Source organism: Streptomyces sp. NPDC052042 (assembly GCF_044548345.1).
Taxonomy (GTDB): Bacteria; Actinomycetota; Actinomycetes; order Streptomycetales; family Streptomycetaceae; genus Streptomyces.
The window spans coordinates 1-25,366 of the sequence record NZ_JBIUBU010000016.1; the positions used below are offsets into that span (position 1 = coordinate 1).

The following is a 25,366-nucleotide window of genomic DNA, read 5'->3' on the forward strand; positions in this document are numbered from 1 at the left end:
GTTGGGGGCCCAGGTTTGACCCCGCCGGGGGGCCGGGGGCCCGGGGGGGGGGGCCGGGGGGCGGCCCCCCCCCCCCCGCCGGGGGGGGGGGGGGGGGGGGGGGGGGGGCCCCCCCCGGGGGCCCCCCCCCCGCCCCACGTCGTCATGGCCGGTTCGCCGTCACGGCCGGCTCATCGCACGGGCGGGTTGTTGCCGGCGAAATCGTTGCCGTTGTCACCCGGCCCGCCGGGGTCCTGGCCGTCGCCCGGGAGACCCGGGGTCTGGCTCGTCGGCGTCTCCGGAGACTGGCTCGGCGGCACCTCGGGCGGCGTCTGGACCGGCGGCGGCTCCGCCGACCGGCTGGGGGTCTGCTCCGGACGGGTCGGCTCCTGGACCGGGGTCTGCTCGGGGCTCTCCGGCGCCGAGGGCGGGCTCGACGGGGTGTGCCGCACAGTGGACTGCCCTTGCTCGACGTCCTCCAGGTCGAACCTCGCGGAGGATCCGCCGTTCAGCGCGGCGAGGGTGTAGCCGGCCCAGATCTGCGCCGGGAAGCCGCCGCCGTTGGCCCGTCCGGCGTTGGCGGTGCCGGTGAGACTGACCTGGGCGCCGCCCTGGGGGTTCTCGCCGAAGAGCGCGACGACCGTGGTGAGCTCGGGGGTGTACCCCGCGAACAGCGCGGCCTTGTTCTCCTCCGCGGTGCCCGTCTTGCCCGCGGCGTCGTAGGCCGTGGTGTTGGCCTCACGACCGGAACCCTCGTCCACGACGCCCCGCAGCACCGAGGTCGTGGTGTCGGCGGACTTGCGACTGATCACCTGCTCACCGATGCCCTCGACCGGCTCGTACACCCGGCTGCTGTGCTTGGCGGACTTCACGATGAAGGGGGTGACCTTCTTGCCGTGGTTGTCGAGCGTGGCGTAGACGCCCGCCATGTCCCAGGTGGAGGCGTTCATCGTGCCGAGCGTGATGGCGGGGCGCTCGGGGAAGTTCTTGTCGGGCACACCCAGCGCCAGCGCGGTCTTCTTCACCTCGGCCGGGCCGACGTCCACGACCATCTGCGCGAAGACCGAGTTGATCGACTTGTTCATGGCGGTCTGCACGGTGACGTCGCCGTAGCTGACGTCGTCCTCGTTCTGCGGGGCGAACGGGGTGCTGCTGCCGACGACGGGCCGCTTGCTGGTGCCGTCGTACCGGGTGTTGACGCCGATCAGGTCGCCGTTCTGGGTCTTCGACCCGTTCTCCAGCGCGGAGGCGAACACCAGCGGCTTGAAGGTGGAGGCGGGCTGGTAGTCCTGGCGGGTGGCGTTGGACGTGTAGTGCTTGACGTAGTCCACCCCGCCGTACAGCGCGACGACCGCGCCGGTCTTCGGATCGAGGGAGGTGGCGCCCGCCTGGACGGTCGCGTCGACCTTGTTGTTCTTGCGGTCGAGCTTGGACTCCAGCCGCTCGTCGACCGCCTTCTCCAGGGCCTTCTGCCGCTTCCTGTCGATGTTGAGGGTGAACGTCCAGCCGCCGGCCTGCCGCACCTCCGCCGTGATGCCCTGCTTGTCCAGCTCCTTGTTGGCGGCCTCGACGAGGTAACCGGCCTGGCCCTCCATGCCGGGGGCGGGCCTGGGCTTCATCGGGACGGGGAACTTCAGGGTGTCGCGCTTGGCCTTGTCGAGCCAGCGCATCTCGACCATGTTGTCGAGCGTGTAGTCCCAGCGCTCCCTGACGAGCTTCCGGCCGGTCGGTGTGGCGGTCGCCCAGTCGTACTGGCTCGGGGCCTGGAGCAGTGAGGCCAGGTAAGCGCCCTGGGCGACGTTCAGGTCCTTGGCGTCGACCCCGTAGTACGCCTGCGCCGCAGCCTGGATGCCGCTCGCGCCGCGCCCGTAGAAGGCCGTGTTGATGTACCCGGCGAGGATGTCCTTCTTCTCCATCTTCTGGTCGATCTTGAGGGAGATCACCAGCTCCTGGAGCTTGCGGCTGACCGTCGGCTCCTGCGACAGGTAGTAGTTCTTCACGTACTGCTGGGTGATGGTCGAGCCGCCCTGCTTGCCCTTGCCCATGAGCGTGTTCAGGATGCCGCGCGTGGTGCCCTTCAGGTCCACGCCCTTGTCCTGGTAGAACGTCTTGTTCTCGGCGGCGACGAAGGTGTGCTGCACGTCCACGGGGACCTCGGAGAGGTCCACGTTCTGGCGGTTGACCCCGTCACCGGTACGGGTCAGGAGGGTGCCGTCGCTGTACTGGTAGACGTTGCTCTGCCGCTCCGCGAGGGCGTTGGCCTTCGGTATGTCCACGTACAGGTAGAGCGCCACACAGGCACCCATGACCAGCAGACAGAGCCCGAAGAAGGCGCCCAGCATCTTCCGCCAGGTGAAGAGTCCGCGTATGCCGCCCCTCTTCGACGCCCGCCGCGCTCCGCGCTGCTGGGCTCGTCGCGCGTCCGCTCGACCCATCGCTGTTCCGCTCCTGTTTCTCCACTCGACCGGATGGTCGGCTCGACTCAGCTAACACCGTCCACACGGACGGAAAGCAAGCGATGCGGACTTTTCCGGACGTGACAATCAGCACGCGCTCTCTAAGGAACCGACTCACGAGCGGCGCCCAGGGTTGCGAAAACCAGAAATGTGTTATCACATTGCTAGCACACGATCTGCCGACGTAACGGGGGACCCCATGACCGAACGCACCGCCGAGCACACCGTGTCCGCGCCGGCCGCCGACCTCGCGCCGGACACCCCGCGACTGCCCGATCCGCAGGTGAGAGAGGTGACGGCGCACAGCATCCCCGGCGGACTCGGTCTGCTGCTGACGGTGCTGGGGGTGTTCGCCGGGATCGCGCTCGACGTCATCGGCGTCGTCGTCGGCTCGAACGGCAGCACCGCCGTGGGGGTCACGACCTTCATCCTCGGCCTCCTGCTCGTCATCGCCTCGTTCTTCTGCATGACCGGCGTGAAGATGGTCGCACCGGGTGAGGCAAGGGTCATCCAGCTCTTCGGCCGGTACGTCGGCACGATCCGCACGGACGGGCTGCGCTGGATCAACCCGCTCACCAGCAGTCAGAAGATCTCCACCCGGGTGCGCAACCACGAAACCGCGGTCCTGAAGGTCAACGACGCCTACGGCAACCCGATCGAACTCGCCGCGATCGTCGTCTGGAAGGTGGAGGACACCGCGCAGGCGCTGTTCGAGGTCGACGACTTCGTGGAGTTCGTCGCCACCCAGACCGAGGCGGCCGTCCGGCACATCGCGATCGAGTACCCGTACGACGCGCACGAGGAGGACGGGCTCTCCCTGCGCGGCAACGCCGAGGAGATCACCGAGAAGCTGGCCGCGGAGCTCACCGCCCGGGTGCGGGCCGCCGGTGTGCAGATCATCGAGTCGCGCTTCAGCCACCTCGCCTACGCCCCCGAGATCGCCTCCGCGATGCTCCAGCGCCAGCAGGCGGGCGCGGTCGTCGCGGCCCGGCAGCAGATCGTGGAGGGCGCCGTCGGCATGGTCGAGATGGCGCTGGCCCGGATCGCCGAGCAGGACATCGTCGAACTGGACTCGGAACGGAAGGCGGCCATGGTCAGCAATCTCATGGTGGTGCTCTGCGGTGACCGGGCCGCACAGCCGGTCCTCAACACGGGCACGCTCTACCAATGACCGAAAAGACGCCCGGCCTCCCGGAAGCCACGGGGCCGCCCGAACCCCCGGCGCCCGCCGGGGCCCCGGGCGCCGGCGGACGCCGGACAGCGCCGCGGCGCAAGCAGATGCTGCTCCGGCTGGACCCCGCGGTGCACGACGCGCTGTCCCGCTGGGCGTCCGACGAGCTGCGCAGCGCGAACGCGCACGTGGAGTTCCTGCTGCGCAGGGCGCTGACGGAGGCGGGCCGCCTGCCGGGCTCGGCCCGCCCGATCCCGCGCCGGGGACGCCCGCCCAAGTCCCCGGACCCGAACCCGGACCCGGGCCCGAAGCAAGGGCAGGGTTAGGGACAGGATCAGGACCACCCCGCACCATCCGACGGCGGGGCCCGGAGCGGATTCACTCCGCTCCGGGCCCCGCCGTCGGGCGTTTCCGCGCACCTCCCGGCCCGGATATACATCCGGTGTATACACACCATGTACAGTGCAGGGCATGTCTATCGGCCACACCTTGCTCGGACTCCTGGAGTCCGGCCCCCGCCACGGCTACGACCTCAAGCGCGCATTCGACGAGAAGTTCGGCCACGACCGGCCCCTGCACTACGGCCAGGTCTACGCGACCATGTCCCGGCTCCTGAAGAACGGCCTCGTGGAGGTCGAGGGCATCGAGAGCGGCAGCGGTCCCGAGCGCAAGTGCTACGCCATCACCGAGGCCGGGATCACCGATGTCGACACCTGGCTCGCCCGACCGGAGCGGCCCGAGCCGTACCTCCAGTCGACGCTCTACACCAAGGTCGTCCTGGCCCTGCTCACCGGCCGCAGCGCCAGGGCCCTGCTGGACACCCAGCGGGCCGAGCACCTGCGCCTCATGCGTGCCCTCACCGAGCGCAAGCGCCGCGGCGACCTCGCCGACCAGCTGATCTGCGACCATGCGCTCTTCCACCTCGAAGCCGATCTGCGCTGGCTCGAAGTGACCGCGACCCGGCTGGACCGACTGGCCGAGGAGGTCGGTCCGTGATTCCCGTGGGCTCCCTGCTCAGCGCCAGCGGACTGTACAAGTCCTACGGCTCCACCCCGGCGCTCGACGGCGCCTCCTTCTCCATCCACCCCGGTGAGGTCGTCGCCGTGCTGGGCCCCTCCGGCTCCGGCAAGTCGACCCTGCTGCACTGCCTCGCCGGAATCGTCACCCCCGACCGGGGCACGATCACCTACGCGGGCCGCGAGCTCTCCGCGATGTCCGACGCCGAACGCAGCGCCCTGCGCCGTTCCGAGTTCGGCTTCGTCTTCCAGTTCGGCCAGCTCGTCCCGGAACTGACCTGTGTGGAGAACGTCGCCCTGCCGCTCCGCCTGAACGGGGCCCGGCGCAAGGACGCCGAACGCACCGCCCGCCACTGGCTGGAACGCCTGGAGGTCGACGGTGTCGCGGGCCACCGCCCCGGCGAGGTCTCCGGCGGACAGGGCCAGCGGGTCGCCGTGGCCCGCGCACTGGCCGCGTCGCCGAAGGTGATCTTCGCCGACGAGCCGACCGGCGCCCTGGACTCCCTGAACGGCGAACGGGTCATGGAACTGCTCACCGAGGCGGCCCGGTCCGCCGGCACCGCCGTGGTGCTGGTGACCCATGAGGCCCGGGTCGCCGCGTACTCCGACCGCGACGTCACCGTGCGCGACGGCCGGGCCCTCGACCTGGAGCACACGGCATGACCCTGCTCGACGGCACGAAGGCCACGGCCGGTTCGCCGCCCCGGCCCGCCGGCTCCCCCTCCTCGCTGCGCGACCTCGCCCTGGGCATCCGGTTCGCCGCCGCGGGCGGGCGCGAGGGCTGGATCCGCACCCTGCTGACCGCCGTCGGCGTCGGCCTCGGCGTGGCGCTGCTGCTCACGGCCGCCTCCGCGCCACATCTGATCGATGAGCGTTCCGCGCGCAGCCAGGCGCGCTCCGTGAGCGAGGGGCCCGACTCGCCGGACGAAGCGGTGAAGAAGTCGTCCACCACGGTGGTCCGGGTCAACGCGACGACCGAGTACCGCGGCCGCGTCGTCGAAGGCTTCCTGATGCGTCCGGACGGGGCCCACCCCGTCGTCCCGCCGGGTGTGGAGCGCCACCCCGGAGCAGGCGACATGGTGGTCTCCCCGGCCCTGAAGGAGCTGCTCGGCTCCCCGGAGGGCAGCCTGCTCAGGGACCGGCTGCCCTACCGGATCACCGGCACGATCGCCGACCCGGGCCTGGTCTCCCCGGGCGAGTTGGTCTTCTACGCGGGCAGCGCCACGCTGACCACCGACAACGGCGGACACCGGATCGCCAGTTACGGCAACCCGGAACCGCCCGAGCCCATGGCGCCGATGCTCATCATCCTGATCATCCTGATCTGCGTCGTCCTGCTGATGCCGGTTGCGATCTTCATCGCGACATTGGTGCGGTTCGGCGGCGACCGGCGCGACCGGAGGCTCGCCGCGCTGCGCCTGGTCGGCGCGGACATCCGGACGACCCGCCGGATCGCGGCCGGCGAGGCATTCTTCGGGGCGATGCTCGGCCTCCTGGCCGGTGTGGCGTTCTTCCTGGTGGGGCGGCACTTCATGGGCTCCGTCGTGGTGTGGGACCTCAGTGCCTTCCCCGCGGACCTGGTCCCGGCCCCTTGGCTCGCGGCGCTGGTCGTGGTCGCGGTGCCGGTGGCGGCGGTCCTCGTCACGCTGCTCGCCATGCGTTCGGTGGTGATCGAACCGCTCGGCGTCGTGCGCGGCAGCCGCGACCACGGGCGCCGGCTCTGGTGGCGGTTGCTGGTCCCGGTCACGGGCCTGGCGGTACTCGTCCTGACCGGCGAGGTGGAGCCGCACGGCGATGTGAACCCGTATCCGGTCGCGGGCGGCGCAGTACTGGTGCTGGTCGGACTCGCCCTGCTGCTGCCCTGGCTGATCGAGGCGTGCGTGAACCGGCTGCGCGGCGGCCCGGTGCCCTGGCAGCTCGCCACCCGACGGCTCCAGCTCAGCAGCGGCGCGGCCTCCCGCGCGGTCAGCGGCATCACGGTCGCGGTGGCGGGCGCGGTGGCCCTGCAGATGCTGTTCGTCGCGGTGGGCGACGAGTTCAACCGGCTCACCGGCCAGGACGAGCGGCGCGCCCAGTTCTACACGTTCTCCGAGGTCGTCAGCGGTGACGCGGCCACCCGGACCATCGAGAAGTTCCGGGCCACCGAGGGCGTCACAGGCGTCATCGGCCTGGTCCAGTCGTTCGCGGTGAAACCGGGCAAGTACGAGGCGGAGGACGCCCGGCCCACCACCTCGCTGGTCATCGGCGACTGCCCGACCCTGCGCGAGATCACCCGGATCGGCTCCTGCGAGGACGGCGACGTCTTCGTCGCCCACCCCGAGGGCGACGAGGAGCAGGCCGACCGGATCGGCCAGACCGCCCGCAAGGGCAAGCCGGTCGAGCTGAACTATCTGGTGGGATGGCAGCCGGGCGGGAAGTCGGTGCTGTGGACCCTGCCCGCCGACACCCCGACCGTCACCACCCGCCTCGACCCGATGGGCCAGGAGCACACGGGCATCGTGGCCACGCCCGGCGCGATCGATCCGAGCACCTTGCCGCATGCCACGACCAACGCGCAGATCCAGGTGGACCGGAGCGTGAAGGACGTCTCGGAGTACGTACGGAACACGGCGGCCGAACTCGACCCGGGGATGCGGATCGTCGCCCTGACCTCGGTGGCCAAGGACCGGCAGTACCTCACCGTGCAGCGGGGTCTCCAGGCCGGTGCGACCGCGACACTGCTGCTGATCGCCGCCGCGATGCTGGTCTCGCAGCTGGAGCAGCTGCGGGAGCGCAAGCGCCTGCTGTCGGTGCTGGTCGCCTTCGGCACCCGGCCCTCGACGCTCGGCTGGTCGGTGCTCTGGCAGACCGCCGTTCCGGTGCTCATCGGCCTGGCGGTCGCGGTCGTCGGCGGAGTCGGCCTGGGGGCCGCGATGATCCGCATGGTCGGCAAGAAGGTGACCGACTGGTGGCTGTTCCTGCCGCTGGCGGGGGCGGGCGCCGCGCTGATCCTGCTCGTCACCCTGCTGTCACTGCCGCCCCTGTGGCGCATGATGCGGCCGGACGGCCTGCGCACGGAGTGACGGCGCGTAGGTGAAGGGGGTGCGGTTCCTCAGGGACCGCGCCCCCGCGCCCTCCGCGCGGCAGGCGGCAGGCGGCAGGCGGCAGGCGGCAGTGGAACAAGGCCGCCGGACCCCTACCGGTCCCCCTCGCGCCCACGGGCTGACGAAGCGCCAACATCCTTACGATCTGGGGAGCAAGAGGGAGTACGGCAAGGAGCGGTGTCCGGCAACGCCGCGAGCGGACGTGCCGGGCCTCGCGACGCCGCTCACTCCTGCTCCCCAGGTGGTTGGAGTGAGTCGGCGCTGGTCGTGTGCTCACACCGGACTTACCGACGGCAGTGCTGTCGGCTTCAGCTTGGAGAACTCGAAGAGACCGGCTTGTCGGACGACCAGAAGTCGGAGTGCACATTGGGAGTGGGCACGGCCTTCCCGCGGTAGTCAGTACCCTTCCCTGGAGTGGAGGGCTGCGCCACCTTCGACTCGTCCACGCAGGCCGTTTGAACAGTCAGGAAGAACTGTCCCTTGTACCCGACGAGCAAGCCCATCCTCAATACTCCGTCACCGGCATCGGCATAGACGGCGGGGAACGTCTTGTCGGGGTTGACCTTGGTGATGGTGTAACCCGACTTCTTCCATGACCGTTCGATAATTCCGAGAAGCGAACCTCTGCGTTCCTCTGAAACCTGAGTCATGACCACAGCACGACGCGTGACGTCGCCGAGCCCCGAGGCACCGCGGCACATTCCGCTATCGGATTCATCGTGCGTCCACTCCAAGGGAGGGTGCACAGAAGACAGCGTGTTACCGATGAGCCGGTCAGCCTTGTCCGCAGCCTGCTGCATATTCACGCCGGAACTCCTTTGGGGAGCATGGTAATTAATGCCGCCACCCCCGCAGCCTGCTACGAAGGCTACGGCAAGCATAGGGACGGCGATTCGAGTGGGAACGCACTTCACCGCGGGGCCTCTGTAGTGATCGAGTCTGCACGTCCGGCAACGATCATAGCGATATTGTCCGCCGCTGAACGGTTCTTGTCCGGGTCAAAATAACCAGAATGCGCGGGAGTTGGGCCTTGACCCGACAGCCAGAGCGGGAGCGGACCGTCGTCGCTCTCCATTCTCGTGGCCCCGAACTCCCTACTCGCCGGGTCCGTACCGAACCAGATGTCATGGCCTCCCGCTACGGCTATCCCTAAAATAGGGCTGACCACGCCGAGCAGATCCTTTTTTGCGGGCAGTTTTGTCACGGGATCGTTTTCAGCGGAGCTGACGAAAACGTGCCCCTTGCCGACATTCAATTCCGAAGCGTTGTCGGCCCCGACGCCCGGGCTGCCGAGCAGGACGATGTCGTCAGCACCCGGGATGCCGCCTTCCTGCCGGGCCGCGGTACCTACGGTGAGCGATCCGTAGGAGTGGCCGATCGCTGTGATGTGCGGGTCCTCGTTTTCGTTGGTCGCCTGAATGCCGTCCATGAACGAGTTGTAGGCAGGCGCGCCCTTGTTCGCGTTGGTCGTCCACATGACATCCTTGAAGCCGGGTGCGTCGTAGCCCAGCCAGACGATGGAGGCACTGGACGGGTCTAATGCTTGGGCACCCTTCGCGGTCCGGTAGGCCCTGCGCACAGTGTCCTCCGCGAATTCTTTGTCGAGAACCGTACCGAGGCCCGGCACGTACGAGGAAACATTCCTGGAGGTGTCGGGGTTGCCGTAGCTGATTATTGCTCGGCCTTTCCCCTCTGTTCCAAACCCAAGCAGGTACATGGGTGGTTTTGAATCGTGCGACAACTTGGACTGAATACCCTTCAGACCTGCGAGTTTGTCCTGTGCGCCGTCGGCCGTCTGGCCTTCGAGGCTGGCGATCACCAAGGGGAGGTTCGCGCGGTTCGCTTCATCACGCACCGTAGCCGGGATGCCGTCGAGGTTCCCGATCACGTCAGGGAAGGCCGTGATGTACTCCTGGCGCTCTTCCCTGCTCAAGTGGTCCCACCATTCCTTGCGCTCAGCCGGTGACTTGTCCAGCACTTGATCTGTCAGATACTCACGGGCCGCGTTTCCCACGGCGGTAACGTCCCCCGCCACGTTCGCCCAGGTCTTTTTGTCAACCGTGAGACCGGGCACAGCCTTGAGCTCTCGAAGCGCCGAACTGTACCGTTCGTCAATCAGGCAGGCCTCACTCAGGGCATGAGCAATGCGGTCCGCGACATCCTGAGCCCTGGCTCGGTGGGGGTTGGGACTCCTCAACTGCGGGGCATCCGGCCCCAGAGCGGGGTCGTACATGCCATTGGCGTCGCGGTACTGACCGGGGTTCCCAGCGCCGATCAGACCGTTGTTACCCATCACGGAGCCACCCGGTATCGCGTCACCAGTCATCGCGTTCTTGCCGCCGGCTGGGTAGTCAATGCTGCCGTTGCCGTTGACCTTGTAGCCCAGGGAGGTCAGGTCGTCGAGAGCATCACACAACCGGCGCTGCGGGGCAGCGAGTTCGGTGGCCAGGCCATCAAGTGTGCCTCGGATCAGGCCCGCCTCGGTCTGAATATAGTGGTAGTTCTCGCTGAGGCGCTTTAGCCGCTTGACGGCCGATTCCGCCGACTCGCTTTCCTGCGTCTTGGTGAGCTTTCCGCTCATGTCACCGTCGACGCGCTCGCGTGCGACATCAGCACGACGCATCAGCACAGCCCAACCGTCAGCTGCGTCGGTCAGCTCGGACAGCTTGAGGTCGCGGAGCTGCTGCCAGGTGAGTCCGGACGCCATGGCTACTGTCCCATCCTCGTGCCAGGAACCTTCACTGCCTCGGTCTTGGCACCCGCCTCGATGTCCACCTCTCTGAGGTCGACAGCCACCTGCCGCAGCTTGGGTTCGAGTGAACTGCACTCTTCCCGAACCGCTTTGAGGCGCTCTTCCCAGGAGTTGAGTACGGTCTTCAGCGAGCCAAGGCTGGCCAGCCCTTCAAGACCTCCGCCTATGCCCTCGTGAGCGGAGCGGAGTTCCACTCTGCACGTGCTCGTGGTGGTCTGCAGGTCATCAGCCGTACCGGCGGCCTCGGTCCACGGTCCGCCTTTGTGCTTCAGCCTGCCCCCTGTACCAGTCGACGTCGCGTATCCGCCTTCGTCTTGGAGGCTGTTGATCTGCGTCTGTGTAGTGTGGCGCTGCGCCGCATCGGCTTTGAGCTGTTCCCATTCGTCCCAGGCCATGTCTGGTCTCCCCCGCGTCCCGGATGCCACCGGGCACCCCATGGGTCCGTCGCACTCATTGAGGTTGCAGTCGCAGATCCTACGTGTCCAGTGCGCCAAGTGACGTCCGTACGATCACTCACATTCCGGCCTGCAGTATCCGTACCTGGGAAAGTCTGCATAGGTAACTTGGCTTGAAATATTGCCCGTTGCCGACCATCCGGGACGACCGCCATAGGTCCTGGGGTTTCCCGGCACCGAGCCGCTGCTCACAGCGTCGCGCCCCCGCTCGGGCTCGATCGACCAACGTCCGGCCTCCCGGGCGGAAGACCTCCGCCTACGCCTCAAACAGGCCTCGTTGGAGCAACAGGGCCCGGACGGGCTACGCACGGAGTGACGGGCCACGGGGTGCGGACTCTCAGGGGAGGCACTCCCGCGCCTGACACACCCTAAGACCAGCCTGCCGGTCCGGCTCGGGCCCGAGATGCTGATGACGGCCGACCGGGGCATCACGGTCTTCGAACTGTGGCAGGCATCATCAAATCCGGTCTCGCCCCGGACCGGGTCTCCTTCACGCGCACCCTGAACGCCGCCCGCCGCCACGTCACCGACCAGGCAGCACTTTCCCCCTCACTGCTGAAACGAGCCCTCTCCCACACCAGCCGTGAACTGCTGGAACGAATCCAGCCACCCCGCAGACCACGCACCAACCCCCGTGTCATCAAACGCAAGATGTCCAACTGGCACCTCACCCCCCCCATCACCGCAACCCACCACGACCACCAGCAGGAACAGTCACACTGATCCCACCCGCCAAACCCGCCAGCAAACACCATAGAAGCCCTTGGAGCAGCGGTATTGCCTCTAAGGGCCGCCCGTCACCCGGACCGGCAGCGTCCGCATGGCCTCCCGCAGCGCCTCCGCGAACTCCTCGAACTGCTCGTGCCGCGCCGCCCCCGTCCGCATCGCCAGCGCCACCCGGCGCGAGGGCGCGGGCTCCGCGAAGTACCCGGTGGCCAGCGCGTCGTTGCGGGCGGTCTCGACCGTCACCGCGGTACGCGGCAGCAGCGTCACCCCCAGCCCCCCGGCCACCAACTGCACCAGCGTGGAGAGCCCGGCCGCGGACGTGGTGACCGCCGCGCCCTCCGTGCGCCCCGCCTCCCGGCATATGTCGAGCGCCTGGTCGCGCAGGCAGTGTCCCTCGTCGAGCAGGAGCAGCGGCAGCTCGCGCAGCGCCTCGCGCGGGATGTCGGCGCGCCCGCCCAGCCAGTGGTCCCGCTCCGTCACCAGTACGAAGTCCTCGTCGAAGAGCGGAAGTTCGCTCACTCCCAGTACCCCGAGCGGCACGGCGAGCAGCAGCAGGTCCAGTCGTCCGGCGGCCAGTCCCTCCAGCAGCGAGGAGGTCTGTTCCTCATGCACCTGGAGGTCGAGTTCGGGATAGCGGTCGTGGACCAGGCGCAGCACGGTCGGCAGCAGATACGGGGCGACGGTCGGGATCACGCCGAGCCTGAGCACCCCGGTGAAGGGCGCCCGGGCGGCCTCGGCCTCCTCCATCAGCTCGCCGACCGCGTCCAGCACCGCGCGCGCCCGGGCCGCGAGCCGCTCCCCCGCCGGCGTGAGCAGTACCTTGCGCGTCGTACGCTCGATGAGCTGCACGCCCAGCGTGTCCTCCAACGCCGACACGGCACCGGAGAGCGCCGGCTGGCTCATCCCGATGGCCACCGCCGCGTCCCTGAAGTGCAGATGCTCGGCGACGGCCGTGAAGGCACGCAGCTGCGACAGGCTGGGCTGTTTCGTCCGGTGGCCGTGATGGCCGTGATTACCGCGCGCCACTGATAGGCACCTCCGATCAACACGACCGATTATAGCTATTTCCATTATCAATGCACTCTGTGCCAAGGTGGTGACCGTCCAACCCTCAGGAACTCCCCCACCAGGGAATTCCACACTGCAAGGAGAGCGCGTGCTCACTGTCGGTGACAAGTTCCCCGAGTTCGACCTGACCGCCTGTGTCTCGCTGGAGAAGGGCAAGGAGTTCGAGCAGATCAACCACAAGACCTACGAGGGCAAGTGGAAGATCGTCTTCGCGTGGCCGAAGGACTTCACCTTCGTGTGCCCCACCGAGATCGCCGCCTTCGGCAAGCTGAACGACGAGTTCGCCGACCGTGACGCCCAGGTCCTCGGCTTCTCCGGCGACTCCGAGTTCGTGCACCACGCCTGGCGCAAGGACCACCCGGACCTGACCGACCTGCCCTTCCCGATGCTGGCCGACCCGAAGCACGAGCTCATGCGCGCGCTCGGCATCGAGGGCGAGGACGGCTTCGCCCAGCGCGCCGTCTTCATCGTCGACCAGAACAACGAGATCCAGTTCACGATGGTGACCGCCGGTTCCGTGGGCCGTAACCCCAAGGAGGTCCTGCGGGTCCTCGACGCCCTCCAGACCGACGAGCTGTGCCCGTGCAACTGGTCCAAGGGCGACGAGACCCTCGACCCGGTCGCGCTGCTCGCGGGCGAGTGAGCTGACGGCACCATGGCACTCGACGAACTGAAGGCCGCTGTCCCGGACTTCGCCAAGGACCTGAAGCTGAACCTCGGTTCGGTCATCGGAAACAGCTCCCTCCCGCAGCAGCAGCTGTGGGGCACCGTCCTCGCCTGCGCGATCGCCTCGCGCTCGCCGAAGGTGCTGCGCGAGCTGGAGCCGGAGGCGAAGGCCAACCTCTCCGCGGAGGCGTACACCGCCGCGAAGTCGGCCGCCGCCATCATGGCGATGAACAACGTCTTCTACCGGACCCGGCACCTGCTGTCGGACCCCGAGTACGGGACGCTGCGCGCGGGGCTACGGATGAATGTCATCGGCAACCCCGGTGTGGAGAAGACCGACTTCGAGCTGTGGTCGCTCGCCGTCTCGGCGATCAACGGCTGCGGCCAGTGCCTGGACTCCCACGAGCAGGTGCTGCGCAAGGCCGGCGTGGACCGTGAGACGATCCAGGAAGCCTTCAAGATCGCTGCGGTGATCCAGGCGGTCGGCGTGACCCTCGACACCGAGGCCGTGCTGGCCGAGTAGGACCGGCACCGCTCCTGGCACGGGAAGAGCCCCGAGGACGATCACGAGAATTCGAGTCGGTCGTCCTCGGGGCTCTTGCCTGTGCGCGCCGCTCGCGTCGTCTCCTCACGGCCTGCCGATCCCCGCGGGCGACCGCTGCCCTCGGCGCCGCACACCCCGCCACGGCACTACACGCCACCGCTCCCGGCTTCGCCCACGCGGGTTTCGGGCGAGGCCCCGGGGGCGGGTGTGGGAGCGATCTCCGCCGCGGTCGCCCCGTGCGGCTGCGGGGAGTGCCTCAGCGCCTCCTCCCGCCCGTACGCGCGCAGATAGCCGACCACCGTGTTGGTGACCGCGACCAGCGGCACCGCGACGACCGCTCCCCCGATGCCCGCGACCATGCCGCCCGCCGCGACGGACAGGACGACGGCGAGCGGATGCACCCGCACCGCGCGCCCCAGGATGAACGGTTGCAGGACGTGGCCCTCGATCTGCTGCACCGCCAGCACCACGACCAGCACCATCAGCGCGGTGAACACGCCCTCGGTGACCAGCGCCACGATCACCGCAAGCGTCCCGGAGATCACCGCGCCGACGAGCGGGATGAAGGCGAAGAGGAAGATGAACACGGCGAGGGGCACCGCCATCGGCACGTCCAGGAACCAGATCCCGAGCCCGATGAAGATCGCGTCGATCAGCGCCACGATGACCGTGCCCCGCACATAAGCGGTCAGCGTCCGCCAGGCCCGCGGCCCCGCGCCCGCGATGCCCGGCCGGGCCTGGGCCGGCACCAGCTTGAGCGTCCAATGCCAGATGCGCCTTCCGTCGTACAGGAGGAAGAGCGTCGAGAACATCGCCAGCAGCGCCCCGGTCAGGAACTCCACCATCACAGTGACGCCCTGGAGACCGGCGGAGGTTATCTCCTCGGTGTTGGTGCCGATGGTGTCGCTGAGGTTCTTCGCGACATCGTTGATCTGCTGCTCGGTGACATGGAACGGGCTGTCGAGCAGCCAGTGCTTCAACTCCTCGATCCCCGCCCGCACCTTGTCCGAGAGGGTGTCGAGGTTGTCCATCACCTGCCAGACCACGAACCAGCTGACCAGGCCGATGATGACGAAGCCCAGGACCGCGGTGACCGCGGTGGCCAGCCCGCGCGGCAGCCCACGCCGCTTCATCCAGGCGACGGTCGGCTGGAGCATCGCGGTGATGAGCAGCGCGGCGACGAACGCCAGCACCACCAACTGCACGGTGCTGATGATCTGCGCCAGTACCCAGAGCGTGCCCGCCAGGACGAGCAGCCGCCAGCCTGCCTCGGCGGCGACCCGCAAACTCCAGGGGAGCGCCGCTACCGGGTCGGGCCGGGCGGTGACCGAGGGGGCGTACGCGGGCGGGGGCGGCACATGATCGGCCGCATCGCGCCGGACCGTTTCGTCCGGTACGGGCGCGCTCGTCATCGGCGGCTCGATCGGCTCATGCTCGTCCCCCTCGGCCCGGGCCTTGCGCTGGTCCAGCCGCTCGCCCAATTCGGTCAGTTCCGCACCCAGGCGGCCGAGCCACCCCGGAAATCTCGACATGATCGTTTCTCTTTCCCCCGCTCACTCTCCAGCCTCGCGGCGTTCCCCCACTCGCCCGCCTGGCCGCCTGGCCGCCTGGCCGCCTGGCCGCCTGGCCGCCTGGCCGCCTGGCCGCCTGGCCGCCTGGCCGCCTGGACCGACCGTACACGCGCAAAGCCCCCCACCATAGGACGGTGAGGGGCTTCGGAAGGTTGAGCGGTGAACCTCGGCCGGCGCATGTCCGCCGACTCCGGTGCCGTGACCGGCGACCGCGACCGCGCGCGCCGGGCGGCGCGGCGGGGCGAACGTTGCCGGGAGCGGTACTAGTACCAGTGGTTGGCCTGCCAGAACGACCAGGCGCCGCACGGGCTGCCGTAACGGCCGTCCATGTAGCTGAGGCCCCACTTGATCTGGGTGGCCGGGTTGGTCTGCCAGTCGGCGCCGGCAGAGGCCATCTTGGAGCCCGGCAGCGCCTGCACGAGGCCGTAGGCACCGGACGAAGGGTTGCTCGCCCGGTAATTCCACGTCGACTCATGGCTCACGATGTTGCTGAAGCACTGGAACTGGTCGGCGGGCACCAGCTGACGCGCGATCGCCTGAACCTGAGCGACGGTGTACGAGCTCTGCGGGGCGAAGGTGGCCGTGCTGCGCACCTGGGAGCGGCTGGCGCGCTCGGCTTCCCTTTCCTTTTCCTTCGCCTTCTGAGCCTGGCGCTCCTGCTCCAGCCTCTCCTCGGCCGCCCGCTTCTTCGTCTTGGCGTCCTTGGCCGCCTGGATACGGGCCGCTTCCTCCGCGGACTTCTTCGCCGCCGCATTGGCCGCGGATGCCTGGGCATCGGCCTGCTGCGTGAGCGAGGCGGTCTGCACCTGGGCCTGCTGACCGGCGGGGATGTCTGCGAGCAGCGTGGTGTCGGCTGCGGTCGCCTCGAAGTTGTTGTCATCGGCAGCGGGAGTGCTGCCCGAGGCCACGCCTACGACGGCGCCGACGGTGGTGACCGCGGTGGCCGACGCCACTGCGAACCCCCGGACCGAGATCCGGCTCACACGGTTTCCTTCCAGCATCGCTCGCTTAGGTGACCTCGCGGGCGCAATCGTGCCCCTGACACTGGCCTCCCTACTGCTTGGGTCACGGGAGGCACGGGCCCGGTGGGCGGCTCCCGTGGGGGGAGCGCCGCGTGGTACTCGCGGGCGGCATACGGCCAACGGTTGTTGAGTTGTGTGGTGCGTGGCACCTCGGGAGGTGCGGGTGTGCCGTATGCGGGGCCTGACGGAAGCAAGACTCTGCCGGAACGTCACGCCAGGAAGCAATTCTCCGTTGCGTGGGAAAGCTCACACCTCGTTCGGAGCAAATGATTTAAGGAAACAACACCGCAGCACGGTGCCGCCCGGCTAAGCTACGCCGCTCGCCGGGCGGCACCAACTCCTGCATCCCGTATCAGATCTGCCCGTCCTCCAGCATTTCGGTCACCAGCGCGGCGATCGGAGAACGCTCGGAACGGGTGAGCGTGACGTGGGCGAAGAGCGGATGCCCCTTCAGCTTCTCGACCACGGCGACCACCCCGTCGTACCGCCCGACCCTCAGGTTGTCCCGCTGGGCCACGTCATGCGTGAGGACCACCCGCGAGTTCGCCCCGATCCGGGACAACACGGTCAGCAGGACGTTCCGTTCCAAGGACTGCGCCTCGTCGACGATCACGAAGGAGTCGTGCAGCGAGCGGCCACGGATGTGGGTGAGCGGCAGGATCTCCAGCATGCCGCGCCCCAGCACCTCCTCGATCACCTCGCGTCCGGCGACCGCGGACAGGGTGTCGAAGACGGCCTGCGCCCAGGGGCTCATCTTCTCGGCCTCGGTGCCGGGGAGGTAGCCCAGCTCCTGACCGCCGACCGCGTACAGCGGGCGGAAGACCATCACCTTCTGGTGCTGCCTACGCTCCAGCACGGCCTCGAGTCCGGCGCAGAGCGCCAGCGCCGACTTGCCGGTACCGGCCCGGCCGCCCAGCGACACGATGCCGACCTGCTGGTCGAGCAGGAGGTCGAGCGCGATGCGCTGCTCGGCGCTGCGTCCGTGGATGCCGAAGACCTCACGGTCGCCGCGCACCAGCCGGACGTTCCCCTCGGCGGTGACCCGTCCGAGGGCCTTGCCGCGCTCGGACTGGAGGACCAGCCCGGTGTGCACCGGCAGCTCGGCCGCCTCGGGCACGTACAGCGCCTCCTCCGCGTAGAGCAGGTCGATCTGCTCGGCGGCGAGTGACAGTTCCGACATTCCCGTCCAGCCGGAGTCGGTGATGGCCAGTTCGGCGCGGTACTCCTCGGCGAGGAGACCGACCGAGGACGCCTTGATGCGCAACGGCAGGTCCTTGGACACGACCGTGACGTCGTACCCCTCGGCCTGGAGATTGCGCGCGACCGCGAGGATCCGTGAGTCGTTGTCACCCAGCCGGTACCCGGCGGGCAGTACGCCGGGGTCGGAGTGGTTGAGCTCGACGCGCAGCGTCCCGCCCAGGTCCCCCAGGGGGATCGGATCATCCAGCCGGCCGTACCGGATCCGCAGGTCGTCCAGCCGGCGCAGGGCCTGCCGGGCGAAATACCCCAGCTCCGGGTGGTGCCTCTTGGCCTCCAGTTCCGTGACCACGACGATCGGGAGCACGACCTCGTGCTCGTCGAACCGGGCCATGGCGTGGGGATCGGCCAGCAGGACGCTGGTGTCGAGAACGTAGGTGCGCCTGTCGGACATGCGGCGCTTTGTGCTGGTCACCACGGAAGGACGTACCCCCTCGGACGAGGTTGGGGTGGACGGCGTCGCGGGGCATCCCAAAAGGAGAGAACGGGCCGGGCCGCGGCCCCGTTGCACGGGCCGGGCGCCGGCCCTCCGCGTCGGACGCGCTGTGTACGGTCCTTCGTGTGCAAAGGGCCTCCCGGGCGAGCGGACTCCGTGCCGCTCACTTGACACGACGTCCGCCTTGCCCGCGACCGGACGTCGACCTGCCAGAGGTATTCCCTCGAACAAGCGAAGCCATGCCGCCGAGCGAAGCCATGCCGCCGAGCGGGGCCATGCCGCGCCACGGGCGCGGGCGGACCGACGAGATGTCCCGGGAAGGGGAAGGGGAAGGGGAGCCGGTGAGCGGTCGGGCGAAATCCGGGAGGAGGCGCGAGCCCGGTGAACGGGCGGTGTCAGCCGCCGAACCGGCGGTGGCGGGCCGCGTAGTCACGCAGAGCGCGCAGGAAGTCGACGCGGCGGAAGGCCGGCCAGAAGACTTCGCAGAAGTAGTACTCGGAGTGCGCGCTCTGCCAGAGCATGAAGCCGGACAGCCGCTGCTCGCCGCTGGTGCGGATGACCAGGTCCGGGTCGGGCTGGCCCCGGGTGTAGAGGTGCTCGGAGATCAGGTCGGTGGAGACGATCTCGGCGAGCTCCTCGAAGGTCGTGCCCTTGGCCGAGTGCTCCAGCAGCAGCGAGCGGACCGCGTCCGCGATCTCCTGGCGCCCGCCGTAGCCGACGGCGACGTTGACCAGTATTCCGTCGACACCGAGGGTGGCCTGCTCGGCCTCCTTGATCACGGTCTGGGTGTGCGCGGGCAGCAGGTCGAGCGTGCCGACATGGTTGATACGCCAGCGGCCATCCGCCGCGAGGTTCCGCACAGTGTTCTCGATGATGCCGAGGAGCGGGATCAGTTCGGACTCGGGCCGGTCGAAGTTGTCCGTGGACAACAGCCAGAGGGTGACGACCTCCACGTCGGTCTCGCTGCACCAGCCGAGCAGTTCCTGGATCTTGTCGGCCCCGGCCTGGTGCCCCTCCGCGGCCGTGCCTCCCGACGCCTTCGCCCAACGCCGGTTGCCGTCGAGGATGACGCCGATGTGCTTGGGCACCTGGGTGTGGTCGAGGCGGGCCTCCACCCGGCGCGCGTAGAGCCTGTACACCAGGTCACGCAAGTTCACTGAGTTCACCTCTCGGTTCCGTGCGGGCCCGCCCGCCCCTCCGACCGGGGTCCGGGTTCGCCTCTCTGGGGATCACGGCACCGCTCCGCAGAATCCATCGCTCCGCGCGTTCCCTCGCCATCCCCGGGACCGCAACATTACTGCGCGGGCGGCAGACCAACCCAACCCGGTCTGTCACAAGTCCGTGATAAGGAGGGAAACGTGACTGATTCCCCTCTCTTCTACCGAGCCGCCGACACGCGTTACGACTCCATGGAGTATCGCCGCACCGGCCGCAGCGGACTCAAACTCCCCGCCGTCTCCCTCGGCCTGTGGCACAACTTCGGCGACGACCGCACGCTGGCCTCCCAGCGGGCGATCCTGCGCCGCGCCTTCGATCTCGGCGTGACCCACTTCGACCTGGCGAACAACTACGGGCCGCCGCCCGGCTCCGCCGAGCTGAACTTCGGCAAGATCTTCCGCCAGGACTTCGCCCCGTACCGGGACGAGCTGATCATCTCCACCAAGGCCGGCTATGACATGCACCCCGGCCCGTACGGCGAATGGGGTTCCCGCAAGTACCTGCTGTCGTCGCTGGACGCCTCGCTGCGGCGGATGGGCCTCGACTACGTCGACATCTTCTACTCGCACCGCTTCGACCCGGACACCCCGCTGGAGGAGACGATGGGGGCGCTGGCCTCCGCCGTCCAGCAGGGCAAGGCGCTGTACGTGGGCGTGTCCTCGTACGACGCGGCCCAGACCGCCGAGGCCGCCCGGCTGCTGAGGGAGATGGGCGTGCCGGCCCTGATCCACCAGCCCTCCTACTCGATGATCAACCGCTGGATCGAGGACGACGAGCTGCTCGACACCCTGGAGGCGGCCGGCATGGGCTGCATCTCCTTCGTGCCCTTGGCGCAGGGACTGCTCACGAACAAGTACCTGGCGGGCATCCCGGAGGGTTCGCGGGCCACCCAGGGCAAGTCGCTGGACCCCGGCCTGCTCTCCGAGGAGGTGGTCCGTCGCCTGAACGGGCTCAACGACATCGCCGAGCGGCGCCGCCAGTCGCTGGCGCAGCTCGCGCTGAGCTGGGTGCTGCGGGACAGCCGCATGACTTCGGCGCTGATCGGGGCCTCGAACGTGCGACAGCTTGAGGAGAACGTCGCGGCGCTCTCCAGCCCGCCGCTGTCCTCCGAGGAGCTTCGGGAGATCGACACCTTCGCCGTGGACACCGCGGGCACCAACATCTGGGCCGGGCGCGGCTGACGGACGCCGGGGCCCGAGCCGAACCGGACCGGGTCAGGGCCCGGTCGGGGCTGAGCCGACCGAGCTGTGGCCGGTCGGGGGTCGGAGACCAGGGCCGGTCGGGGGCTGGTGCCGGTCGGGGGCCGGGCCGTGGCTGGTGGGACGAGGACGGCGCGGCGGGCCTCGCGGGGTGGTCTTGACGGTCCGCGTTGACGGAGCCGTCACCGATCCGCGTTGACGGGGCCGACGCGACGGGGCGCCCCTACCGGGGAGGCGCTGGAGGCACTGCGGGAGACGGCCTGGACGGGGGCGCGGTGCCCGAATGGGCCACCGGGATTCCGGCGCAGAAAAACGGGCCGGTCCGTGGGGGGGGGGTTACGGACCGGCCCGAGGGGGGGTTTCCACCATAACCCTTCGTAAGTCGTCCTGGGTGCCACGCCACTCCACAATTACTCTGCGAATTCGCGGGACTCCGGTCCGAGCACTCCGGGGGCGGTGCGCACCGGAGCCGGACCGACCGACGCGCCGCAAAGCCGTGCGGGCGCGTCGTCGGGGCCGCCCGGGACGGGCCGCAGGCGGGCCTTCCGCTCAGGCGGTGGCCGGTGCGCCGCGGTGGTCGCGGGTGAAGCGGATCGTCAGGGCCTCTCCCCCCATGACGACGAAGCGTCCGTCCTCGCACCGGATGACGGCCTCGTACACCTCGCCCCGCCCGTCCCTGCGCTCCTCGGTGCGGGTGACGGTCCAACCGCCCTCGGGGGGCCGCGGCAGATTGGGCACGGCGGCGAACTCCCACTGCCCGGACGGTACGCACCAGGCGGGCAGGCGCGGCCAGGCACCGGGCCCCACCTTCAGGGTCTGGTCGAAGGCGCAGGTCAGCAGCACCGACTGTCCGTCGGCCAGCAGGAACTCGACGGCCTCGGGCTCCCCCATATGCCCCTCCGGCCGGTAGCGGACGCCGAAGACTCCGACGATCCGCGCCCCCCTGAGCCAGTCGGCCCTGCCCTGCCGCGGAACTCGCGGTGCGCCCTCTTCGTTGCCCGCCCTCATGGCCTGTTCCCTCCCATGTACTCTCCGTACAGGGTCGCATCACCGGCGGGAGGCGGCGTTCGCGGCCCACCCGTGTTGCCGGGCCTGCGAGTTCAGGGCCGGGCCGGCTGTCTACCCGGGTTTGCGGGCCTCGATCAGGAACCGGGTGGTGTGGGCGACGAACGGCCCCTCGGTCTCGATCTGGTGGTGCAGTTCGGCGAGGCGCGGGCGGTACTCCCCGACGGTGAAGCCCGGCACCATCCAGATCACTTTCCGCAGGAAGTAGACGACGGCACCGATGTCGAAGAACTCGGTGCGCAGCCTCTCCATCCGCAGATCGACGACGTCGAGTCCGGCCGACTCGGCCTCGGCCCGGGCCCGTTCGGGGTCACGGGCGCCACGCACCTCGGGCGGTTGCGGCCCGAGGAAGTACTCGACGAGTTCGAAGACGCTGGCCGGACCGACCTGCTGTGAGAAGTACGTGCCCCCGGGAGCGAGCACCCGCGCGATCTCCGACCACCAGGTCGTCACCGGATGCCGACTGACCACCAGGTCGAAGGCGCCGTCCCCGAACGGCAGCGGCGGCTCGTCCGCGTCGGCGACCACGGCCACGCCGAGCGGATGCAGCAACGCGGTGGCCCGGGCGATGTTCGGCGGCCATGCCTCGGTCGCGACGACCAGAGGAGGCAGCCTGGGTACGGAGGCCAGGACCTCGCCCCCGCCCGTCTGGATGTCGAGCGCCGCCCCGGCCCGGCTCATCCGGTCCGCCATCGCGCGGGCGTAGCCCCAGGAGGGGCGCTGTTCGGTGGCCCGCCCGTCGAGCCAGGAGAAGTCCCAGCCGTCGACGGAGACGGCGGCCGCCTCGGCGACGAGGGCGTCGAAGCGCGCGCTTTCCGAGACCGTTCCCGCCACTGTGTCCGCCCCTGCCACGGTTTCCGCCGGCCCGTCTCCCGATTGCGGCCGCGGTGGTGACTGCGGTTGTGGCTGTGACTGTGGTTGCGGCTCTGATCGCGGCTGTGGCTCCGAGGGCGCTCCGGGCATACGGGGATCGTGTCACCGCGAGGCGGTCTGCGCGACCGCATTTCGGGGGCGGGGGCTCGCGGCTCGGGTCAGGGGGCACAGCTCGGATCAGGGGTTCGCGGCGGGCCGGAGTCAGGGGCCTCACGGTCGGCCGGGGCCAGGGGTTCGCGGCGGGCCGGGATTCACGGCGGGCCGGGTCAGGCGGCCAGGCCGCCGAGCAGGATGCCGAGCCATGCGCCCGTGATCATGAAGGGGCCGAAGGGGATGCCCGTCTTGCGCCCCGCCCGCTTCAGGACCATGAGCCCGAACCCGTACACCGCGCCGAGCAGGAAGCCCGCGAAGCCGCCGACGAACAGGACCGCCCATCCGTACCAGCCGAGGGCCACGCCCAGGGACAGGGCGAGTTTGACGTCGCCGAAGCCCATTCCGTTCGGGTTGATCAGGAAGAGCAGGAAGTAGAACCCGCCGAGCACCGCTCCGCCGAGGAGACCGGACACCCAGTCACCGGCGTGCTCCGGGAGCAGCGCGGCAACGCCGAGGAGTACGGCGGCCACCACGGCGGCGGGCAGGGTCAGCCGGTCGGGCAGCCGGTGGACCCGGCGGTCGATGGCCGCGAGGAGCACACCGACAGGGGCCAGCAGCAGCCACACCGCGAGTTCGGGGCGGGGGCCGGTGGCCGCCGCGAGCAGGGCGCAGGCGAGCGCGGTGACGACGGGCATGAGCACAGCGGGCGCGTAGTGGGCCGAGGACCGCACAGTGTCCTGGCCACCGCCCGGATTCCCCGGTCCGGCGCCCGGCTCCCCCGGCTCGGCGTCCGGCTTCCCCGGTCCGGTACCCGGATTCCCCGGCTCGGCGTCCGCGTCCGCCGAACCGCTGCCCTCGGTCGTGGTGGCGGTGGCGGTGGCCGTGACGATGGCGGTGTCCGGATCTTCCTGGCCGCTGCCAGGGGCTGCGGTCTCGGTGCCCGCGGCGGTCGTCACCGGAACCACTGCCGCGCAGGCGGCGCAACGGGTGGAGCCCAACCAGCCGCCGAAGGCCCCGGTCAGGGCGTGACCCGCAGGGCAGGTGTCGCGCCAGGCGTCCTCCGGTTCGACGGAGAAACGGTAGGCGGCGCGCGGGACCAGCAGCCCGGACGCCGCTCCCCATAGTGCGGCGAGCGCTGTCAGCATGGCGTACACATGGCCGACCCTAAGCGGGTGCCGGACACGGGTCATGGGTCCTGGGGCCCACCGCGCACTGTTCCGGACCCAGCGACCATCACCGGACGCTACCGTCGTGGCCATGGCTCAATGGCGCAATGGCAACGGCATGTTGACGGTCACCGATGCAGGGGGAGGACAAGTTCCGGGGATACCGAACGCGCCGGACACCCCGGCGATACCACTGCGGATCGCGGCCACGTACCGGGCCAGGAGCCGGGGGCTGCTCGGCCGGGACGGGATCGACGGCGCCCTGCTGATCACTCCTTGCGGGAGCGTGCACACCTTCGGGATGCGGTTCACCATCGATGTGGCGTACGTGGACCGGAAGTTCAACGTGATCGCCGTCCGCACGATGAAGCCCGGCCGGCTCGGCCTGCCCCGGCTGCGGGCCAGGCATGTGATCGAGTCGGAGGCCGGGGCGATGCAGGCATGGGGCCTGCGGCCGGGGGCCCGGGTGAGGATCGTCCAGGAGGAGACGGACCGGGGCCGGTGACGCGCCGACGGCCTCCGGAAGGGGCCGCGCGCGGGGACGTACGGGGTCGAGTGGGGTCGTGCGGGGTCGTGTGGAGGGGGCGCACCGGACCGCGCGGCGCCCTGCACAACCGTAAGAAGCCCGGAGCGGTGCGGAGTCTGAGGCTGACGCTGACGCTGACGTATGGGATCGTGCGGGATCCCACGCACCGGGCCGCAGGGCCCCCGCGGCCCGCACAAGCGGTTCCCTCCGCGGCCGCACGAAATGCCGCACAAGGAAATGCCGCACAAGCGCACGAGGCCCCGCTCGCCGGGCTCATCGGGCCGGGTGCACCGAGCTCGCTCGGGCCTGCATACCCGCCGGGCCGTGAAAGGTCGATCTACGAGCGGAGCTTGGTGCGGGAGCGCGGCAGCGCCGGGGCGATCGACCACAGGACCTCGGCCTCGTCCGCGCCCGGGTTGTCCCAGGCGTGGGCGGCGCGCGCCGAGAAGGTCGTGGAGTCCCCCGCCTCCAGGAACCTGGGCTCGCCGTCCACGGTCAGCCGCAGCGTGCCCCGTACCAGGTAGGCGAAGACCGTCTCGGCCTCCAGGCTGTACGCACCGCCCGAACCGCCGCCGGGGCTCAGGATCGTCCGCATGACCTGGACGTGCCGCTCCTCGGCCGGGGTGAGGAGGAACTCCTCGATGCCGTGGCCGCCCATCTCCAGCCTGGCACCCTGTCCGCTCTTGACGATGTCCTGGTCCGGATAGTCGAAGAGCGTGGCGATGCCCGTGCCCAGCGCCTCGCAGATGCGGATCAGGGTGGGCACGGAGACCGAGGTCTTGCCGCGCTCGGCGAGGCTGACGAAACCCTTGGTGACGCCCGCCGCCTCGGCGATCTGAGCGAGCGTCAACCTCTGTGCCAGGCGGAGCTCGCGCAGCCGGGGACCGATCGTGGACATGTGACTGTCAGCGGCTTCGGACATGACGGACACGCTACCTGGCGTTGGGGTCACGGGGAGTGGCCGGGGACGAACGCATATCGGAGTACATGTCGGAAGGGTCTTTACTCGTCGAGTTTAGTGCTG

The 25,366-nt window shown here is 69.6% G+C and carries 23 protein-coding genes; 10 read left to right on the forward strand and 13 right to left on the reverse strand.

What is annotated here, in order from left to right; genetic code table 11:
• Positions 1-170 precede the first annotated feature (170 nt).
• Complete coding sequence (locus ACIHCL_RS24020; protein ID WP_399864637.1) at positions 171-2,414, reverse strand: transglycosylase domain-containing protein; 2,244 nt, start codon at positions 2,412-2,414, stop codon at positions 171-173.
• Positions 2,415-2,634: 220 nt separating this feature from the next.
• Here ACIHCL_RS24020 and ACIHCL_RS24025 point away from each other — a divergent pair, with 220 nt between their 5' ends.
• The 5 genes from ACIHCL_RS24025 to ACIHCL_RS24045 all read left to right on the forward strand — a co-directional run bounded on the left by ACIHCL_RS24025 (position 2,635) and on the right by ACIHCL_RS24045 (position 7,684).
• On the forward strand, positions 2,635-3,606 hold the full coding sequence (locus ACIHCL_RS24025; RefSeq protein WP_399864638.1) for an SPFH domain-containing protein: 972 nt from the start codon (positions 2,635-2,637) through the stop codon (positions 3,604-3,606).
• Positions 3,603-3,932: a hypothetical protein gene (locus tag ACIHCL_RS24030; RefSeq protein WP_399864640.1), complete on the forward strand. Its 330-nt coding sequence runs from the start codon at positions 3,603-3,605 to the stop codon at positions 3,930-3,932. The genes ACIHCL_RS24025 and ACIHCL_RS24030 overlap by 4 nt, the downstream gene beginning before the upstream one ends.
• A 145-nt stretch (positions 3,933-4,077) precedes the next feature.
• Positions 4,078-4,602, forward strand: coding sequence for a PadR family transcriptional regulator (locus ACIHCL_RS24035; protein WP_399864641.1), 525 nt, complete (start codon positions 4,078-4,080; stop codon positions 4,600-4,602).
• Positions 4,599-5,285 carry an ABC transporter ATP-binding protein gene (locus tag ACIHCL_RS24040; RefSeq protein WP_399864642.1) on the forward strand — a complete coding sequence of 229 codons (687 nt, stop codon included), beginning with the start codon at positions 4,599-4,601 and terminating at the stop codon, positions 5,283-5,285. The genes ACIHCL_RS24035 and ACIHCL_RS24040 overlap by 4 nt, the downstream gene beginning before the upstream one ends.
• Entirely contained in the window at positions 5,282-7,684 is a 2,403-nt protein-coding gene (locus tag ACIHCL_RS24045; RefSeq protein ID WP_399864643.1) for an FtsX-like permease family protein, read from the forward strand. Before ACIHCL_RS24040 ends, ACIHCL_RS24045 begins: the two co-directional genes overlap by 4 nt.
• A 329-nt stretch (positions 7,685-8,013) precedes the next feature.
• Here ACIHCL_RS24045 and ACIHCL_RS24050 read toward each other — a convergent pair whose 3' ends face one another.
• The 3 genes from ACIHCL_RS24050 to ACIHCL_RS24060 form a co-directional block, all read right to left on the reverse strand.
• A complete protein-coding gene (locus ACIHCL_RS24050) occupies positions 8,014-8,505 on the reverse strand; it encodes a hypothetical protein (protein WP_399864850.1) in 492 nt (163 codons plus the stop codon).
• Between the two features lie 110 nt (positions 8,506-8,615).
• Complete coding sequence (locus ACIHCL_RS24055; RefSeq protein WP_399864644.1) at positions 8,616-10,412, reverse strand: alpha/beta hydrolase; 1,797 nt, start codon at positions 10,410-10,412, stop codon at positions 8,616-8,618.
• Positions 10,413-10,414: 2 nt separating this feature from the next.
• Positions 10,415-10,852, reverse strand: a complete 438-nt coding sequence (locus ACIHCL_RS24060; protein WP_399864645.1) for an amino acid ABC transporter permease — start codon at positions 10,850-10,852, stop codon at positions 10,415-10,417.
• 504 nt (positions 10,853-11,356) lie between these two features.
• Here ACIHCL_RS24060 and ACIHCL_RS24065 point away from each other — a divergent pair.
• Positions 11,357-11,635: a hypothetical protein gene (locus ACIHCL_RS24065; RefSeq protein ID WP_399864646.1), complete on the forward strand. Its 279-nt coding sequence runs from the start codon at positions 11,357-11,359 to the stop codon at positions 11,633-11,635.
• Between the two features lie 60 nt (positions 11,636-11,695).
• Here the strand turns inward: ACIHCL_RS24065 and ACIHCL_RS24070 are convergent, their stop codons facing one another.
• Complete coding sequence (locus ACIHCL_RS24070; RefSeq protein ID WP_399864647.1) at positions 11,696-12,664, reverse strand: LysR substrate-binding domain-containing protein; 969 nt, start codon at positions 12,662-12,664, stop codon at positions 11,696-11,698.
• A gap of 130 nt (positions 12,665-12,794) precedes the next feature.
• Between ACIHCL_RS24070 and ACIHCL_RS24075 the strand changes: the two genes are divergently transcribed.
• Together ACIHCL_RS24075 and ACIHCL_RS24080 are read left to right on the forward strand one after the other, a co-directional pair.
• Complete coding sequence (locus ACIHCL_RS24075; protein ID WP_399864648.1) at positions 12,795-13,349, forward strand: peroxiredoxin; 555 nt, start codon at positions 12,795-12,797, stop codon at positions 13,347-13,349.
• A 12-nt stretch (positions 13,350-13,361) separates the two neighbouring features.
• Entirely contained in the window at positions 13,362-13,895 is a 534-nt protein-coding gene (locus ACIHCL_RS24080; RefSeq protein WP_399864649.1) for an alkyl hydroperoxide reductase, read from the forward strand.
• A 167-nt stretch (positions 13,896-14,062) separates the two neighbouring features.
• On the opposite strand, the gene ACIHCL_RS24085 is transcribed toward ACIHCL_RS24080, so the two are convergent.
• From ACIHCL_RS24085 to ACIHCL_RS24100, 4 genes are all read right to left on the reverse strand, one after another.
• Positions 14,063-15,448, reverse strand: a complete 1,386-nt coding sequence (locus ACIHCL_RS24085; RefSeq protein ID WP_399864650.1) for an AI-2E family transporter — start codon at positions 15,446-15,448, stop codon at positions 14,063-14,065.
• Positions 15,449-15,750: 302 nt separating this feature from the next.
• Entirely contained in the window at positions 15,751-16,470 is a 720-nt protein-coding gene (locus ACIHCL_RS24090) for a lytic transglycosylase domain-containing protein (RefSeq protein ID WP_399864651.1), read from the reverse strand.
• A gap of 391 nt (positions 16,471-16,861) precedes the next feature.
• The gene (locus tag ACIHCL_RS24095) at positions 16,862-18,184 is read right to left on the reverse strand and encodes a PhoH family protein (protein ID WP_399864652.1); all 1,323 of its coding nucleotides are present in this window, start codon (positions 18,182-18,184) and stop codon (positions 16,862-16,864) included.
• Between the two features lie 413 nt (positions 18,185-18,597).
• Positions 18,598-19,359 (reverse strand): isoprenyl transferase, encoded by a 762-nt coding sequence (locus ACIHCL_RS24100; RefSeq protein WP_399864653.1) that lies wholly within the window; start codon positions 19,357-19,359, stop codon positions 18,598-18,600.
• Positions 19,360-19,560: 201 nt separating this feature from the next.
• Here ACIHCL_RS24100 and mgrA point away from each other — a divergent pair, with 201 nt between their 5' ends.
• The gene (gene mgrA, locus ACIHCL_RS24105) at positions 19,561-20,601 is read left to right on the forward strand and encodes an L-glyceraldehyde 3-phosphate reductase (protein ID WP_399864654.1); all 1,041 of its coding nucleotides are present in this window, start codon (positions 19,561-19,563) and stop codon (positions 20,599-20,601) included.
• A 567-nt stretch (positions 20,602-21,168) separates the two neighbouring features.
• On the opposite strand, the gene ACIHCL_RS24110 is transcribed toward mgrA, so the two are convergent.
• The 3 genes from ACIHCL_RS24110 to ACIHCL_RS24120 all read right to left on the reverse strand — a co-directional run bounded on the left by ACIHCL_RS24110 (position 21,169) and on the right by ACIHCL_RS24120 (position 23,804).
• The gene (locus tag ACIHCL_RS24110; RefSeq protein ID WP_399864655.1) at positions 21,169-21,627 is read right to left on the reverse strand and encodes a hypothetical protein; all 459 of its coding nucleotides are present in this window, start codon (positions 21,625-21,627) and stop codon (positions 21,169-21,171) included.
• Positions 21,628-21,738: 111 nt separating this feature from the next.
• Positions 21,739-22,536, reverse strand: coding sequence for a class I SAM-dependent methyltransferase (locus tag ACIHCL_RS24115; protein WP_399864656.1), 798 nt, complete (start codon positions 22,534-22,536; stop codon positions 21,739-21,741).
• Positions 22,537-22,823: 287 nt separating this feature from the next.
• Positions 22,824-23,804: a prepilin peptidase gene (locus ACIHCL_RS24120; protein ID WP_399864657.1), complete on the reverse strand. Its 981-nt coding sequence runs from the start codon at positions 23,802-23,804 to the stop codon at positions 22,824-22,826.
• A gap of 103 nt (positions 23,805-23,907) precedes the next feature.
• Here ACIHCL_RS24120 and ACIHCL_RS24125 point away from each other — a divergent pair, with 103 nt between their 5' ends.
• Positions 23,908-24,321, forward strand: a complete 414-nt coding sequence (locus tag ACIHCL_RS24125) for a DUF192 domain-containing protein (RefSeq protein ID WP_399864658.1) — start codon at positions 23,908-23,910, stop codon at positions 24,319-24,321.
• Positions 24,322-24,679: 358 nt separating this feature from the next.
• Here the strand turns inward: ACIHCL_RS24125 and ACIHCL_RS24130 are convergent, their stop codons facing one another.
• A complete protein-coding gene (locus ACIHCL_RS24130) occupies positions 24,680-25,264 on the reverse strand; it encodes a helix-turn-helix domain-containing protein (RefSeq protein ID WP_399864659.1) in 585 nt (194 codons plus the stop codon).
• Positions 25,265-25,366: the final 102 nt, after the last annotated feature.

Excerpts from the sequence above, each read along its gene's own strand:
- ACIHCL_RS24080 (WP_399864649.1), top strand. The coding sequence starts at position 13,362 with ATGGCACTCGACGAACTGAAGGCCGCTGTCCCGGACTTCGCCAAGGAC.
- ACIHCL_RS24025 (WP_399864638.1), top strand. The coding sequence starts at position 2,635 with ATGACCGAACGCACCGCCGAGCACACCGTGTCCGCGCCGGCCGCCGAC.
- ACIHCL_RS24035 (WP_399864641.1), top strand. The coding sequence starts at position 4,078 with ATGTCTATCGGCCACACCTTGCTCGGACTCCTGGAGTCCGGCCCCCGC.
- ACIHCL_RS24030 (WP_399864640.1), top strand. The coding sequence starts at position 3,603 with ATGACCGAAAAGACGCCCGGCCTCCCGGAAGCCACGGGGCCGCCCGAA.
- ACIHCL_RS24020 (WP_399864637.1), bottom strand. The coding sequence starts at position 2,414 with ATGGGTCGAGCGGACGCGCGACGAGCCCAGCAGCGCGGAGCGCGGCGG.
- ACIHCL_RS24130 (WP_399864659.1), bottom strand. The coding sequence starts at position 25,264 with ATGTCCGAAGCCGCTGACAGTCACATGTCCACGATCGGTCCCCGGCTG.
- ACIHCL_RS24085 (WP_399864650.1), bottom strand. The coding sequence starts at position 15,448 with ATGTCGAGATTTCCGGGGTGGCTCGGCCGCCTGGGTGCGGAACTGACC.
- ACIHCL_RS24050 (WP_399864850.1), bottom strand. The coding sequence starts at position 8,505 with ATGCAGCAGGCTGCGGACAAGGCTGACCGGCTCATCGGTAACACGCTG.
- ACIHCL_RS24055 (WP_399864644.1), bottom strand. The coding sequence starts at position 10,412 with ATGGCGTCCGGACTCACCTGGCAGCAGCTCCGCGACCTCAAGCTGTCC.
- ACIHCL_RS24060 (WP_399864645.1), bottom strand. The coding sequence starts at position 10,852 with ATGGCCTGGGACGAATGGGAACAGCTCAAAGCCGATGCGGCGCAGCGC.
- ACIHCL_RS24045 (WP_399864643.1), top strand. The coding sequence starts at position 5,282 with ATGACCCTGCTCGACGGCACGAAGGCCACGGCCGGTTCGCCGCCCCGG.
- ACIHCL_RS24125 (WP_399864658.1), top strand. The coding sequence starts at position 23,908 with ATGGCTCAATGGCGCAATGGCAACGGCATGTTGACGGTCACCGATGCA.
- ACIHCL_RS24110 (WP_399864655.1), bottom strand. The coding sequence starts at position 21,627 with ATGAGGGCGGGCAACGAAGAGGGCGCACCGCGAGTTCCGCGGCAGGGC.